Origin of the sequence: Helicobacter ganmani, from assembly GCF_003364315.1 — a bacterium.
GTDB lineage: Bacteria > Campylobacterota > Campylobacteria > Campylobacterales > Helicobacteraceae > Helicobacter_D > Helicobacter_D ganmani.
The window spans coordinates 158,971-174,489 of record NZ_NXLS01000004.1 but is presented as its reverse complement, the minus strand read 5'-3'; the positions used below and the strand labels follow the sequence as shown (position 1 = coordinate 174,489).

The 15,519-nt window shown below is 35.9% G+C and carries 11 protein-coding genes; all 11 read left to right on the top strand.

Annotated features, from left to right (window positions below):
* Positions 1–264: 264 nt before the first annotated feature.
* Complete coding sequence (locus tag CQA43_RS05545) at positions 265–1,710, top strand: major outer membrane protein (protein WP_115551610.1); 1,446 nt, start codon at positions 265–267, stop codon at positions 1,708–1,710.
* A gap of 543 nt (positions 1,711–2,253) precedes the next feature.
* Complete coding sequence (locus tag CQA43_RS05540) at positions 2,254–3,402, top strand: MFS transporter (RefSeq protein ID WP_245944236.1); 1,149 nt, start codon at positions 2,254–2,256, stop codon at positions 3,400–3,402.
* Positions 3,399–5,768 carry a dynamin family protein gene (locus CQA43_RS05535; protein ID WP_115551608.1) on the top strand — a complete coding sequence of 790 codons (2,370 nt, stop codon included), beginning with the start codon at positions 3,399–3,401 and terminating at the stop codon, positions 5,766–5,768. Before CQA43_RS05540 ends, CQA43_RS05535 begins: the two co-directional genes overlap by 4 nt.
* Complete coding sequence (locus CQA43_RS05530) at positions 5,762–7,810, top strand: dynamin family protein (RefSeq protein ID WP_115551607.1); 2,049 nt, start codon at positions 5,762–5,764, stop codon at positions 7,808–7,810. The genes CQA43_RS05535 and CQA43_RS05530 overlap by 7 nt, the downstream gene beginning before the upstream one ends.
* Positions 7,811–7,893: 83 nt before the next feature.
* Positions 7,894–8,703, top strand: a complete 810-nt coding sequence (locus CQA43_RS05525; RefSeq protein WP_115551606.1) for a J domain-containing protein — start codon at positions 7,894–7,896, stop codon at positions 8,701–8,703.
* Between the two features lie 9 nt (positions 8,704–8,712).
* Entirely contained in the window at positions 8,713–9,591 is an 879-nt protein-coding gene (locus tag CQA43_RS05520; RefSeq protein WP_245944235.1) for a hypothetical protein, read from the top strand.
* 1 nt (position 9,592) lies between these two features.
* A complete protein-coding gene (locus tag CQA43_RS05515) occupies positions 9,593–10,462 on the top strand; it encodes an NAD(+)/NADH kinase (RefSeq protein ID WP_115551631.1) in 870 nt (289 codons plus the stop codon).
* Positions 10,462–12,030 (top strand): DNA repair protein RecN, encoded by a 1,569-nt coding sequence (locus CQA43_RS05510; RefSeq protein ID WP_115551605.1) that lies wholly within the window; start codon positions 10,462–10,464, stop codon positions 12,028–12,030. The genes CQA43_RS05515 and CQA43_RS05510 overlap by 1 nt, the downstream gene beginning before the upstream one ends.
* Positions 12,031–12,039: 9 nt before the next feature.
* On the top strand, positions 12,040–13,371 hold the full coding sequence (locus tag CQA43_RS05505) for an NFACT family protein (RefSeq protein ID WP_115551604.1): 1,332 nt from the start codon (positions 12,040–12,042) through the stop codon (positions 13,369–13,371).
* A gap of 2 nt (positions 13,372–13,373) precedes the next feature.
* Complete coding sequence (locus CQA43_RS05500; protein ID WP_115551603.1) at positions 13,374–13,700, top strand: hypothetical protein; 327 nt, start codon at positions 13,374–13,376, stop codon at positions 13,698–13,700.
* A gap of 154 nt (positions 13,701–13,854) precedes the next feature.
* Positions 13,855–15,195 (top strand): MATE family efflux transporter, encoded by a 1,341-nt coding sequence (locus CQA43_RS05495; protein ID WP_115551602.1) that lies wholly within the window; start codon positions 13,855–13,857, stop codon positions 15,193–15,195.
* The last annotated feature ends 324 nt before the right edge of the window (positions 15,196–15,519 follow it).

The window sequence follows — 15,519 nt, the reverse complement described above, 5'->3', positions numbered from 1 at the left end:
AAACAATGCAAACAATGAACTTTCAAGCAATCAAAACACAAAAAGAAAAAAGCAGAGAAACACATTAAATTAAAAATTTCTTAAAAAAGCACTTGACACCCCCCCCCCCCCTATTTGCTAAAATTTTGGTCTAGCTTTGTTAGGTTAGAATATTCCAAAGCTAGATCTTACTTGATTGATTAGGGTGAGGGTGAAGCTTACAAAAGCTTTGCCTAAGCTCTAAAGCAGTTGTAATTTCGAAATTCTAACAAAAAGGAGATTAAAATGAAATTTCTAAAACTTAGTTTAGCAGCAAGTGTTGCTTTGGGTGCATTCTCTACTGCGAGTTTTGCTCAACCTTTAGAAGATGCAATTAAGGGAATTGATGTTAGTGGGTATCTAAGATACAGATACAATGATGATAGATATGATGCCAATGGATTCAATAAAGATTCTGTGGCTAATAGCAACGCTACTCACCGCTGGAAAGCAGTAGCAGACTTCAAAGCTCCTGTAGCTGATAATGTTGCATTCAACTTAGGAATTCTTTACAACAACGAATCCAACAATGTAAATCACGGAAACACTTATCCCGGTATAGGTGATGGTGAAGGTTCAGGCAAAGACGGAAGCTTTGGTGTTAGCACATTCAATGCAGTGATTACTCCTGATAGCACAGCTACAACTGTTATTATTGGTAAGCAAAGATTAGCTACTCCTGTAACAAACGCAGGCGATGATGATAGAGGAACAGGTATCCTAGCTCTTAATAGTGATTTAGAAGGCTTTACTTTTGCAGCAGGTGCATTTGACTCTTGGGCAATTGATGACTTAGAATTAACAAGAGGTTATACTTCAGGTGGTAATGATGGCGGTTCTATCACTAAACCCCTCTATGCTCTTGCAGGTATCTATGGTGTAGATACAGCTTATGGACACTTTGGTGCTCAACTTTGGGGATTCTATATCCAAGATGCAGTAGATGCACTAGGATTTGGTGAATTAAGCTGGAACAATGCTACTTTTGATGTTGCATTACAATATGCTTTAGCTAAACTAGACAATAGCAATAGTTCTATTCTAGGTGCATTACACCCTAGCGTAGTTGGTACAAACAACTTGCAAATTGGTAGTGTCGCCAACAGAGCAAACATTGCTGAAGCAAACGACTTGTTCGTGCTTAACTTAGGTGCAAACTTCGCTCAAGAGTATAATGTTCCACTAGATGTTAAACTTGGTTGGGTTACAAACTTCCAAGACGGAACAGCAGTAACATTGAACGATGATGGCACAGCATTCAAATACGCTGGAGCAATCTGGTGGCAAAATAATGCAACAGGCATTAGCACTTCTGCACTCTTACCAAGAGGCGTGCATGGTTTCGGAAATGAACAAGAAATCAGTGTATTCTATGGTGCAATCGGTTATTCTATGGTAGATAGCAGATTAAGAATCGGACTAGATTATGTTTGGGGTAACAACGAAGTAACTTCAGGAAATGTAACAATTAAAGATACAGATTTCCAAGAAATCACTCCAAGAATCAGCTGGAAACACAACAAAAACCTTACAATTAGTGGCTACTATGCTTACTTGATGACTGATGCGGATGGTTATGCTGTAAATGGATACTCCATTGATGCTGCTGGTGTTGCTACTGCTACTACTTATAATGCAAACGACGATGAAACTCGCCAAAGAGTGCGTGTAGAAGTAAAATACAGCTTCTAGTGTTTCTCCTTTGATGAGGGTTCTCCCTCATCATCTTTCTTATTTTCTTTTTATTTCTTTCTTTGCAAGGGCTTTGCCTGAAATAATCTGTAATTTGAATCTCGTTTTACTTTCTATTTTATTCTTTTTACGATTTTATTATATTATTTTTTTTAAAGTCCAACATTATAGATTGCCACGAAAATTTTACAAATTTTCTCGCAATGACGCAGTAGAATCTTTATTGATTGAGTGGAAGTAGAATCCACAGGTTCAATTCATCATTACCCTGCAAAAGCAGGGCGAGGCTAATAAGCCTTGACAACAATTATACAAAGCAGTATAATTGCCACGATGATGAATTTAGTGATACTCATCATATGTCCTTTTGGGCATAGATTTTACCACAGGGTGTCAGCCTGTGGTAACACCCCACAAAATTATACTTCAAAATCTTTTAATAAAAATAGTTTAATTGATAAGAAAATGAAATAAAAAAATCCCAAAATCAAAGAATCTTTAGCAAATTTGTTTTAGAATTTTACAAAACTTTAGGAATCAATTTTGAAAACTTATATTGTATTGGTTGTCCTGCTAAGTGCTATGGTAACGATTTCTAGCCTTTATATCACACAGCCTATGCAACCTCTTTTTATGGAAGAGTTTGGAATCTCTATCACACAAGTTACGCTTTTTACTTCTGTTGTGTTGCTCGCACTTGCCTTTGCCCCCATTGTTTATGGTTATTTGTTGGAAAAATTTGATACACGCAAGGTGTTGTTTGTCTCTTTAGGAATGATTGGCGTTTTCCAATGTTTGCTTTGTTTTGCGCAAGATTATAGGACTTTTCTTGCTTTGCGTTTGTTAGAAGCTCTCGCGATTCCAGCTGCCTTGACAGCGACTTTGACAACTTTAATGCGCATTGATATGCAAAATATACAAAAATATGTCAGCCTTTATGTTGCTGCCACGGTTTTTGGAGGTGTACTTTCGCGCGTAGCAGGCGGGTTTATTACTTCTATTTCCTCGTGGCAATTCACTTTTGCTGCACTTGGAATTACTACTTTGGTGGTTGCGATTCTTTCTTTTAGGATTCCTCAAAGCTCCCAAATGACAAATGCAAAAATCACACCAAAAATTGTTTTGGAGCTACTGAAAGATAAGCGATATGCAGTGCTTTATGCGGGGGCTTTTTTGGTGTTGTTTTGTTTTCAAGGCGCGCTAAACTTTATGCCTTTTGAAATCAAAGCCTTAAACCCAGACATTACCCCAGCACAGATTGGTTTTTTGTATCTAGGATATATTATTGGCATTGTTGCCGCGCTTTTGGTCGGGCGCATTAAAAGGTTGCTTGGAGGGGATTTGCGTGCAATCATTTTTGGCTTTGTGGTTTTTGGAATCGCACCTTTGATTATGCTAATCAAAAGCTTTTGGTGGCTCTTTTTTGCGGTGTTTGTGATTTGTATTGGAATGTTCATTGTGCATTCTGTTTTGTCTGCATTTGTGAATTCTATTTCTAGTGAGAAAAAGGGAATCACAAATGGCTTGTATCTTGCGTTTTATTATACAGGTGGCACGATTGGCACGACAATGCCGAGTTATCTTTATTATCATTTCGGTTGGGAAGTGCTTTGTTTGTTTTTGAGTGGGATTTTGTTTGCAAGTGCGTTAATGTTTTATAAAATTAGTCCAATCTTTAAGGAGGCAAAATGAAAGAGCTAGGGGAATATTTAGAATCAATCTTTAAAGAAATCGTGCCACTAGGGAATTTGCATATTTTAGAAAGCGAAAAAGCAAGTGAGATTGTAGCGATTTTTTTAAGTCAAGATTTGCATAGTTTTAATGTTTTTTGGCAGAGTGCTGTGCTACAAAATCTTTGTGAAAAATATTGCAAAACCTTAAGCTTTAAAGGAATCTTACAGGTGCAATACACCTTGCTTCTCAATATTCATAAAGCCTTTGAAAGAGAGCCAAAAAGAACGCAAAATCTGCTCAAAAAAGTTTTGGAAAACCTTGCTTTGCTGGAGCAACATAAGGTTGCAAAAGGAGAATTTTTAGAACAAATCAAGGCGCATTTAGAAAGGATTGCACATCAAGAAATCAAAGAAGTAGAGATTCTACAAAAACAACAAGAATCCACTTTGGATTCAAACTTTTTGCAAGATTTTTGGGGAAATAGTCTAAAACTCCTAGAGCAAAAAAAGGCAGTTTTGCAGGCAATGCAAGCGCAGAATCTTCTTAACCTCTCCTCAAGTTTAGCGGAGTTGGAATCTCTTTTGTTAAAGCTTAAAAATCAGCATTTTTCTATCGGAATCACAGGTGTGTTAAGCGCAGGGAAAAGCACGCTTTTAAACGCACTTTTGGGGCAGGAGATTTTGGGTAGCTCTACGATTCCAGAGACTGCAAGCTTGACGCTTCTAAAATACGCTCAAACACCTAGTGCGCAAGTGAGCTTTTGGAACAAGGCAGAATGGGAAGATTTGAAATCTACAATAGAAGATTCTACACTTGCTGAACTTTTAAATAATGCGGAATTTAAAGAGGTTTTGGAGAAATTTGTGCAGGATTCTACACAGAGTTTAAAGATTTCTTTGCAAGATTTACCCAAATACACTTCGGCAAATCATTCTAGCAGATTATGTAATCTCATCAAGGAAACCATACTCTTTACTCCTCTGAAATTCTTGGAAAATAAAGTAGAAATCGTAGATACGCCCGGACTTGATGACCCTATCGTGCAAAGAGAGGAAATCACCAAAGACTATATTTTGGGTTGTGATTTGCTCATTCACGCAATGAATGCGGCACAGAGTGCGACACAAATTGATGTGGATTTTATCTTGCAAACTTTGCAAAATGCGAATCTCTCAAGGATTTTGATTATCCTAACGCACGCGGATTTGCTAGAGACAAAAGAATTAGAATCTGCTCTGAATTACACGAGAGAAAGCATTAAAGCGCGTTTAATTCAGAGTATGTCTAAAGACAATGCGGAATTAATGCTCCAAAGGGTAGATTTTATTGCGCTTGCGAGCTATCCTGCCTTGCTTGCTCAAACCAATCCACAAAAAGCAAAAGAATTAGGCTTTAGCCTAGAATCGTCCAATTTTAATGCGTTGCTTGATTATCTCAATCAAACCTTGTTGGGTGGTAATAGCACCAAAGCAAAGGACTTGATTTTTTTAAGTGCGCAAGGGTTTGTGCGAGTTTTTGAAAACATCAAATCGGCTTGTGTTTTAGAAAAAAGTTTGCTTTTTGCTAAAGAAAGTGAGATTAAAAAACTTATAGAGGAAGCCAAAATAGAGCAAGAGCAGAGTCTGACAAAACTTCAAGAAACTAAAGAATCCCTAAACAATGCGACGCAACAATTACAAACTTATCTTGAAACTTTGCAAAAGGAACTTAATCAAAAGCTAGAACTTTCTAAAAATATTTTGAGTGAAAGGATTTTTGCGGATATTGTTTATGATTATGATAAGGGTAAAACGCCAAGTTATGAGCGATTGCAAAGAATCTTGGATTTGGGGTTAAAAGATACTTTGAGTGATATTTTGCGTTTTTGCACCCAAAGTTTGGACAAAAAGATTACGCAGTTACAAAGTCAGTTTGAAACGCAGGTGCAAGTAGGAGAAAAAGACTCTAGCATTTTGGAGAATTTTCATCTTCATTTTGATGAAAGTCTTTTAAGAAAAACTGCATTAAAGATTCTAAAATCTATCACAAAATCCGTGCAAAAGTTTGGCAAAAATCAAAGAAGTGAGCTTAAAAGCGCATTGGATTTAGATTTTGAAGCGGGGTTTGTGGAGTTTTTTGCGATGATTATCACACAGAATAAGGCATTAGAATCTAAACTCACAGAGAATTTTAAAAATTTTCTTGAGGATTTAGAGACAAATTTAAAAATGGACTTGGAAAACAAAGCAAAAATTTTGCAAAATGCTTTGCAAAATTCACAAAATAGTGCGCAAGAAAAATCCCAAAAGGAAAGTTTATTAAATCAAAACGAAGCAGCATTAGAGGAGGCTTTGCAGAGTTTTAAAGCCTTGCAAAGCTATGCTACAAGGAGCGCAAAATGCTAAAACAATATTTAAAAGAATGTGAAATCTTGCAAGCAAAAATTGCACAAAAATCTCCTACGCAAAGACTGATTCTTGCTTGTCAAGATAATTTAAATCCTAGTGATTATACTTTGAGTTTTTTTGAAAATTTACAGCAAAAAGAAGTAGAGCCTATGCAAATTGCAATTATCGGGCAGTTTTCAAGTGGTAAAAGCACTTTTTTAAACGCACTTTTGGGGCAGGATATTTTACCTACAGGGATTACCCCGATTACCTCAAAAGTATGCAAAATTTGTTATGGAGAGGATTATATTTTAGAAATTCTCTACAAAGATGGGCGCAAAGTCTTACAAAATATAGATTTTTTGCATAAACTCTCGCGTGAAAATTCTCAAAATATCCATCATTTTTGTCTTTATGCCCCGATTTTGTTTTTGAAAGAAATTAATTTCTTGGATACACCGGGCTTTAATTCTCAAAATTCTGATGATACACACACGACATTAAAAATCTTAGAAAATGTAGATGGAATTATTTGGCTCACTCTTATTGATAATGCGGGAAAAAATAGTGAAAAAGCGTTACTCAAAGAGTTTATTACGCATTTTGCGCAAAAAAGTCTTTGTGTTTTAAATCAAAAGGACAGACTAAAAGACGAACAAGAAGTGCAAACAAGCTTAGAATATGCAAAAGTGGCATTTGAGGGAATTTTCTCTGAAGTGATTCCAATCTCTGCTAAACTCGCATTAAGCGCAAGATTAAATACCCCGCAAAAATTCCTTGAGAACAAACTTCTTTCTTTTGCGCAAATAATCCAAACGCTTGCCTTGCAGGATTCTAATGGGGATTCTAAAAAGTCTCAAAATCCGCAAGATATTATGGAATCTTTGAATGCAACTTATCAGAATTTACAAGAGGGAATTTGGCAAGAATTAGAAACATTAAACTCTCAAAATGCGGAACAGCGAATGCAGGATTCTAATATGCCTTTGATTTTTGACTTTCTAAATCAGACTATTAAGCCCAAGGCAAGTTTTGCTAAATCTTATAGCACACTTAAAAAACTTCGCGAAATGCACATTTTGCTACATTTACAATATCATAAAATTAACCAATGTTATTTAATCTTGCAAAGAACTTTACAAAAAAACCTGCAAGAGTGTATTGCAAATTGCGCTCTTTCACAAGAAAAGGAACAAAAAATCTTTAATGATTTATATATCGGGTTGGATTTGTGGCTAGATACGCTTGCGCAAAGAATCTTTAGCGCATTGGAGAAAAAGCCCTTTACTTTTGCACAAAAAGAAAAAGGTCTTTTGCGCACAAAGTCTGTTGAAACTAATAAAGAAGTGGTAATTCTCCCAATAGAAAAGCTACATATAGAATTACAAAACCAAGATACGCAATTAGTGAAAGATTATAAGGCGCTAAGTGTGAAAATTAAGAACTTTTTGGATTTGTTTGTGCGCTCTATTGGGCAAAATACCAATGCCTTAAAACAAGAATTAGCAAAATGGCAGCATAATGCCCCCAAAAATATTGAGCTTTATCTTGTCGCACCTCAAAGTCAAGCATTGGGAAATTTGCGAGAATTTGCTCAAAATTGTTACGAAAATCTACTAGATGATTTTAACAAAAATGCTCTTGTTGCAACCTCTTATTTGCGTAGTGAATTGAATGTCTTAAGCAATTTTCTAGCTCTTAGCTATAATAATGCAATAGATTTGACTTTGAATCGTTTGGATTTAAAGATTAAAAATGCAATCACTAAGCATAGAGAAAATCAAGAGGAGTTTGCCTTGTTTAATCCGACTTTGGAAAATGTGCGAGAGAGTTTAAATGAAACTTTTTGCTTTGAACAATTTCAAGCGCGTCTTTTTGGACCAATGAATTGCCTTAAAAAAACTTATGCGCAGTTTTTGAATCAAAACGAACAAACCACACAGGATAAAATGCAATTAATTACGCAAGCCTCTTTTGAACTTAAGAAAGAAATAGATAAAATTATGCAGAATCTCACAGCAATTAAGGCAGAGCAAAAGAGTGTTGATATTCAAAAATAAAAAAGTGGAATTAGAATTGCTTAATCTACTTTAACACGCCAATAATGGCGACGAATTTAGGATTAAAGACTGAAGGGAAGTTTATGAAAGTAGAGCTCTTAGAGCCATACATTCAAATCAGCATCGAAAAAGAATCGCAATTTTTAAAACGTGCGGTGGATTTTGCTTATAAGCATTTTTCCAAAGCCTATCGTCTTTCAAGCTCTGTGCTAATCTTAGACGATGGCGAACGTTACAAAAAAGACTATTTTTTGAATTGGGCATACCATGTCGCAATGCAAGAGGAAGCCAAAAAAGACAGCGAGGATTTCCAAACAATTATTGATAGCAGTTATTTGCCTATTCGTATTAAAATGATTGAAAATCGGGCGGTATTGGAACATATTATTGTGTCTTTGCAGATTATTCAAAGCTCTTTTGGTAATTCGCAAGTATGCTTGAAACTCAATCGTCCAAGTCGTCTTGCAAGAAGATATTTGAGTTCTTTATTTCAAGAATTTGTGCTAAGCTATACAAGACAGGAGATTTTCTTGGATTCTAGTAGCCCTTATTTTTGGGAGAAGCTCATCGGCGCACTTTCAATCAAAGTGATTCATAATATTGTGTTGGATTTTGATTACGAAACTTTTAAAACGCACAATACTTTTGAATGCTTTGAGGAATATTTAACCAAAGAGGAAAAAATCCTTAAAAAAAGCTATAAGATTCTAGGTTGTGGCTATAATGATGATTTTGAATGTGTAAAAAATCGTTATATTGAACTTGCTAAAATCTATCACCCAGACAATGTTTATGGGCAAGATAAAAAAATTATTGATGGCTATGCGGAAAAATTCCGCTTAATTAACGAAGCGTATGAAAATATTAAATCCAATTTCAAACGCGTAGCATAAGGAGTGAAAATGTCTAATGCAACACAAAAAGAACCTAATTCAAATGAAGATGTATTTTCTACCACGATTCCAGACAATATTTTTGATAGTTTTGAGGAATTTAAAGGCGAGCCACAAGAGAAACAATCGGCAAAGCCAAAGGAGAAAGCATATGTGGAATATTCTTTAGAGGATTCCCAAGAAGATTCTAATAAAGGACGTTTTTTGGCGTATTTGTTTTTGCTTATCGTGCTAGTTGGGCTGATTTTTGGTGGAGGATATTATTTTCTTACACAACCTAGTGGAGAAGCTTTACTAAGCAAAGCACAAGAAATATTGGGATTCCAAACACAACCTAATTTGCAAAATGGAATCGTAGAATCACAAAGGGAAGCCATAAGTGAGTTTGCTAAAGAGGAGGAGATTAAACGCCTACAAGAAGCACTTTATCAAAAAGAAAAAGAGCTTGCAACGCTTTCGCAGTCTGTAGATAGCTTGAGTTTATCTGTCAAAGAAATGCAAAACGCAAATAGTGCAAACTCCAATACAATGGCTAGGTTGCGCTACACAATTAAGCCTAAAAAACAAATCATTACCGAATGTTTTTCTATGGGAGTTGGAACTTGGGAGATTCCACAAAGTTGCTTGCTCTCCATTGCGACAAAAGTAGATAAAGAATTGCAAGCAGATAAGCGTGTTGTTGCCTTTGAAGTGCAAGGAATCGTAGATACGAATCCTTATCGTGGATTGTCGCCAGAGCTTAAGCAAGAGGGACTTGCAAGCTTCCGCGCGTGGAACGCGATTCGTGCAATTAATGCCAAAATCCCTAATGCAACAGTGTTTGAGGGTCCAAGCTTGCAGTTAGAAAATAAACGCGGATACAGCATTAAAGCTTATTTTGTTGAATAAAATGAATTTAAATCCCCCCATTCACACTTTGGGCGTGTTTTTGCGCCCTTCAACTCCGGAATTGAAAGCTTATTTTTTAGAATTCCAAAGTTTGGCTTTGGATTTAGGTTTTAATGTTATTTTGGATTCTTTAAGTGCGGGAATGATTGGTATGCGTGGGTTGAACTTTGAAGAGCTTTGTATGCAATGCGATGCGTTAATTTCCATTGGAGGAGACGGCACATTGATTTCAACCGCACGACGTTCTTTCGCATTTGGTAAGCCAATTTTGGGCATTAATATGGGGCATTTGGGATTCCTTACGGATTTGCAAAAAGACGAAGTGGAATCCTTTTTGCCTCATCTTAAAACAGGAAATTACAATATCGCAAATCATATGATGCTAGAGGGAAAAATACAAAACAATCAAAAGAATAATGCGAGTTTTTTTGCCTTAAATGATATTATTCTTACGCGTTTAGACGAAGCTTCTATGATTTATTTAAAAGCATATATTGATGGAGAATATTTTAATGCGTATTATGGCGATGGATTGATTATCGCTACACCTACGGGTTCTACGGCGTATAATATTAGCGCAGGCGGTGCGGTGGTTTATCCCTTTTCTCGTAATTTGCTTTTAACTCCCATTTGTGCGCATTCTTTGACACAGCGTCCGCTGATTTTACCAAGTAGTTTTGAGATTCAAGTAGAGCTTGGTGAGCAAGGACGTTGCAATGTAGTAATTGATGGACAAGAGAGCAAGCCCTTGAAGTTTGGTGAGAAAATCGCAATTCGCGTTCAAGATAATGGCGTGAAACTGATTCATAATGCACATTGGGATTATTTTAAAATCTTGAAAGAAAAATTCCATTGGGGAGATTTTGAATAATGCAAAAGTTGCTCCTTCATCAAATCACCATTAAAGATTCCCCAATTTTTAAACAAATAACTTTTTCCCCTAGTGCGCATTTTAATGTTTTTAGCGGGGCAAGTGGAGCAGGGAAATCCGTGCTTATGGAATCTATCCTTGCTCTTTTTGGTTTGCGTGAATGCAATGCGCAAGTTTTAGAAGCAACTTTGGAATTACAAGGATTTGGAGAGGAGTTTAAGGGGCTTTTTGATGAGGGAGAGATGATTTTGACTTTGACCAAAAAAGACAAGATTCGCTTTTTTTTGAATGCGCAAAATGTCCCTAAAAAGAAAGTTCAAGCACTTTTTGCCCCCTTTTTGAAGCATTTAAGCACTAAAGCGGACGATGTGATAGGTGTAGAAAATTTATTTTTGATTTTTGATTCTTTTTGTTCCTCTAAGGATTCTAAATACAAGGTTTTATTGCAGGCTTATAAGGATTCTTTTGCACAATTTTTAGATGCAAAGGCTGCGCTTAAAAAACTGCAAGAGGAAGCATTAAAGGTTGCAGAGCTTAAGGAATTTGTGCGCTTTGAGATTCAAAAGTTAGAATCCCTTAATCCAAAAAAGGGGGAATATGAGGAGCTTTTGGAGCTCAAAAAAGAGATTTCAAAGAAAGAAAAAATCAATGAAAGTCTGCAAGGAGTGCAAGAGTTTTTAAGTCATCGCTCCAAAGTTTCCCATTTTCTAAACTTGCTTGGAAGTGAAAATGATACGATTTTGAATGCCTTAAACGAGTTAGAGGCATTGTGTGAGCAAGAAAGTGAGAGATTGGGGGAGTTAGAGAATATTAATCCTGAAGAGATTTTGAATCGTTTGGAATCTCTAAGTGCGCTAAAGCATAGATATGGAGGTGTAGAGGAGGCATTGGAATACTTGGAATCTAAAAAGAAAGAATTAGAAAAATATGAAAATTTGGATTCTATTTTAAAAGATTCTACTTTGCAATTTGAATCTGCTAAAAAAAGTTTGGTAGAAAGCGCGAATGCTTTGAAAAAGCTACGAGAAAAATATCTTTCTAGCTTTAAAGAAACTTTAAGTAATGCGTTAGAATCCCTTAAAATGCCTAAGGCAGAAGTTGCTTTACATCCTATTGAAGAGGTGGAATCCTATCAGCCTTTTGGCAATCAAATCTTGGAGATTTCCCTAAATACTGTGCTTAAAAATCTTAGTGCAGGGGAGTTTAACCGATTTCGTCTTGCACTTTTGCTTACACAAAGCGTGCAAGAAAAAAATCAAGCCATTATTATTTTAGATGAGGTAGATGCGAATTTAAGTGGCGAGGAATCCCAAGGGGTCGCAGAAGCTCTTAAGACACTCTCTGAAAATTATCAAATCTTTGCGATTTCTCATCAATCCCATATGCCAAGTTTAGCTGATACACATTTTTTGGTTCAAAAAGGTGCGCAAGGTTCAAAAATCATTCCTTTGGACAAAGAGGGCAGAATCCGCGAGATTGCGCGTATGATTAGTGGTAATGAAATCACAAAAGAGGCGTTGGATTTTGCTATGAAATGTATTGAGGGAAATCAATACAAAAAATCTTAAGATTCCAATATGAATCTCTTAACATTGCGAAAATTTGCGCATTATTTAAAGCAAACGCCACCCCTTAAGCTGCGCTCTATTTATAGAATCGCGGACAATTTGTTTAAAATTGATATCAATGGCGATTTGTTTTTTGTGGATTTAAGTAAGGGCAAAAGCACGATTTTTATCACGCAAGAAACGCTCCTTTGCTCTAAAGTTTATCAAGCTCCTTTTGATAAAAGCTTGCAAAAATATTGCTTTAATTCTTGGATTGTAGATGCAAAGGTAGATGGTAATAATCGTATTTTGCAACTTGTCTTGGAAACCAAAAACAGCTATAAAACTTCCCAAGTCGTCTTGCAGGCTGAATTTACGGGTAAAAATACGAATCTGATTTTGCTAGATTCCAAAAATATTGTGTTAGATGCCCTGCGACATCTTACCAAAGAGCAGTCTTTTCGTGAAGTAAGAATCACAAAACCTCTTTTGCCGCTACCACAGCCTACAAATACGCCAATGCTGAAAGAAGAGGGAGAGTTGTTTGCCACACTTGAAAACAACTTTAAGATTCTAAAGGCAAAAGATTTGCAGGCAAAGATTGCCAAGTCTAGTGCGCACCTTTCCCAAAAAATAGCCCAATTACAATACCATTTGGAATCCTTAGAAGATAGGAGTACCTTAGAAAACAATGCAAAAAAAGAAGCTTATTTGGGGCAGTTGATTTTACAAAATCTTTATTTGTATCCAGATTTTAAGGAAAGAGAAATTTGCTTGGAAAATGAGAAAATTCTCTTGCCTCTGCAAGCGCATTCTTTGAGCCATACAGCGCAAATTTTCTTTGAAAACTCCAAAAAACTTGCCAAAAAAGCCAAAAATATTCATCTACAAACACGCAATTTGGAGGAAAAAATCTTTTTTTATCAAAAACTGCTTCAAATGATACAAAATGTAACAAATTTGAATGATTTACAAATTTTGGATTCTAATTTGCAAAAGAAATCTAACATAAAAGAAGCAAAACAGAAACAAAAATTCTTTGAAAGTTTTTTCATAGAGGGCGTTAAAGTCTCTATTGGTAAAAATGAAAAAGAAAATATTGCATTACTTAAAGTAGCGAAAGCAGAGGATATTTGGTTGCATATTCGTGGAATCCCAAGCTCGCATTGCATTATCCATTGCGGAAAGGCTAAAATTTCTGATATAATCTTACGCAAAGCCGCGCAAATTTTAGCAGGATTTACAAGAGATTGTGATGAAAATTACGCAGTGGATTACACTAAGCGTAAATTTGTTAAAATCACTTTAGGTGCAAATGTCGTTTATGCCAAAGCTCAAACGATTCAGCTTAAAAAGGACTAATTATGGCAGTTTCTCCTATTGGCAATATCACTCATATTCATCAAAATGCCCAAGTGGGTTCTGTGCAACATGCAAATTCTCAAGTCAAACTTGACTTTCAGGCAATGGTAAATTTGCAGGAAATGCAAGATAAACAAGACGAGATTCAAGAAGTGCGCCCCGCTGAAGAAGTGCTTGAAACAAACGATGAACGTGAGGGAAATGGTAAAGAACCAGAGCAAGAAAAGGAAAAAAAGCAAGAAGAGGAATCGCAAGATACGCAAGAATCACAAGATTCTATACAGACAAAAGAAGATGGCACGATTGTGCATTTGAATATTTCTGTGTAAAACCTTATTTGTATTCCCACGCGATTTCTTTTTAAGAATCTCGCAGGATTTTGTTACAATTTGATGTTATGTTATTGTCCAAAAACACAAGAAAGAATCTTAAAAATAATTACAATTTAATTGATTTGTTAGCTAAGAAGCAAAAAGGAAGAAAATGCGCGATAAAATACGATTTTATTCCAAAGAGCGTAGCCATAGAATCCTAAATATCGCAATTCCCTCTGGTTTAAATTCGCTTTTGGATATTATTAATCTTTCCATAGACTTGCTAATGATTGGCACATTTGGAGCAAGTGCGATTGTTGCTGTGGGAGTGAGCTTAAACTTCATTATGTTGCTTTTTGCCTTTAGCACGATTATTTTTGTCGGAAATAGTGCTTTGGTTTCACGATTTTTGGGAGCAAACGACAAAAAGGCTGCTAATGAAGTAGTAATGAGCTTGAGTTTCGCCGCTTTTGTCTTTTCTCTGCCTTTAATGCTGTCTGCGTTTTGGGGCTTTGAATTTTTCTTTGCTTGGATTGGGATAGAATCCCAAGCACACGAAATCGGAAGTAGTTATTTAAGTGTCGTGCTTTTTAGTGTGCCTTTATTGTTGATAAAGCAAGTAAGCATTTCTGCATTTTCAGCAGCTGGAGCAACGAAGCTACCTTTTTATATTAAAATTGTCATTACACTTTTAAATCCCATTGTAAAATATACTTTGATTTTTGGATTCCTTTTTGTGCCTGCATTGGGTGTTGTGGGTGCAGCAATTGGAACTTTGGTGGTTAATTTTTTAGAAACCTCCGCTTTGTTTTCTTGCCTTTTATTTTACAAAAATAGCCCCATTTCGCTTAAAGGTAGAATCAATTTTGATTATATTAAACGCGCTTTTATTGTTGGAATCCCTAGCGGTTGTGAGCGTCTTTTTACGCTTTTTGCAATCATCGTGATGACGAAATTTGTCGCGTTTTATGGGACTTACGATTTAGCAGGCTATCAAATCGCTACGAGAATTGAAGGATTTGCTTTTATGCCCGGATTTGGTTTTATGATTGCTGCAATGGCACTTATGGGGCAGAATCTTGGAGCAAAAAAACCATTAGAAGCAAAATACTCCACCCTCAATACTCTACTGCTTGGCGGAATCTTTATGGGGATTGTGGGGTTTTTTATGAGTGTTTTTGCTCCCTTTTGGTCTAGTTTTTTTAGTGAGGATTCCGCTACGATTCTCGCAAGCGTCCATTATCTTGTGCCTATTGGAATCTCACAAATTGCTTTTGCGTTTATTTGTATTCTTGATGGTGCATTGCGTGGAGCGGGCATTACAAAAATCACGCTTGTGATTAATAGCATAATGATTTGGGGCTTGCGCGTTGTGCCTTGTTATTTTATTGCTACAAGAGGTTATCCCGCAATTTATATTTATCTTTGCATTTGTTTGGAAACTTTCTTGCGTGCGTTTGTGTATTGGAAAATTTTTCAAAGTGGTATTTGGAAAAACCAAAAAGTCTAAGAAAATAATGCAAAAAATAGGCTTAAATTAGAAAAAATGTAGAGCAAGATGATTCCAGAGCAAAGCAAAAAAGCTACTGCAAAGAGAATCTTTTTTTCAAAAGAAGTGAGTTTTCCTCCACTTTTACTGACTGAAATTGCGGTAATTGCCAAAACTACAATTGATACTAAACATAAAATACCAAGCACAATTGCAAAATTTCCAACTGAATTCAATTTTAATTCTCCAAAACAAATTATTTTTAGATTAAACCCAATTCTTTTAAAGCTTAAACATAAATTTAGATTATACATTATTCTTGCATAATTTCGAATGATTTTTATA

Excerpts from the sequence above, each read along its gene's own strand:
- CQA43_RS05545 (WP_115551610.1), top strand. The coding sequence starts at position 265 with ATGAAATTTCTAAAACTTAGTTTAGCAGCAAGTGTTGCTTTGGGTGCA.
- CQA43_RS05535 (WP_115551608.1), top strand. The coding sequence starts at position 3,399 with ATGAAAGAGCTAGGGGAATATTTAGAATCAATCTTTAAAGAAATCGTG.
- CQA43_RS05530 (WP_115551607.1), top strand. The coding sequence starts at position 5,762 with ATGCTAAAACAATATTTAAAAGAATGTGAAATCTTGCAAGCAAAAATT.
- CQA43_RS05525 (WP_115551606.1), top strand. The coding sequence starts at position 7,894 with ATGAAAGTAGAGCTCTTAGAGCCATACATTCAAATCAGCATCGAAAAA.
- CQA43_RS05520 (WP_245944235.1), top strand. The coding sequence starts at position 8,713 with ATGTCTAATGCAACACAAAAAGAACCTAATTCAAATGAAGATGTATTT.
- CQA43_RS05515 (WP_115551631.1), top strand. The coding sequence starts at position 9,593 with ATGAATTTAAATCCCCCCATTCACACTTTGGGCGTGTTTTTGCGCCCT.
- CQA43_RS05510 (WP_115551605.1), top strand. The coding sequence starts at position 10,462 with ATGCAAAAGTTGCTCCTTCATCAAATCACCATTAAAGATTCCCCAATT.
- CQA43_RS05505 (WP_115551604.1), top strand. The coding sequence starts at position 12,040 with ATGAATCTCTTAACATTGCGAAAATTTGCGCATTATTTAAAGCAAACG.
- CQA43_RS05500 (WP_115551603.1), top strand. The coding sequence starts at position 13,374 with ATGGCAGTTTCTCCTATTGGCAATATCACTCATATTCATCAAAATGCC.
- CQA43_RS05495 (WP_115551602.1), top strand. The coding sequence starts at position 13,855 with ATGCGCGATAAAATACGATTTTATTCCAAAGAGCGTAGCCATAGAATC.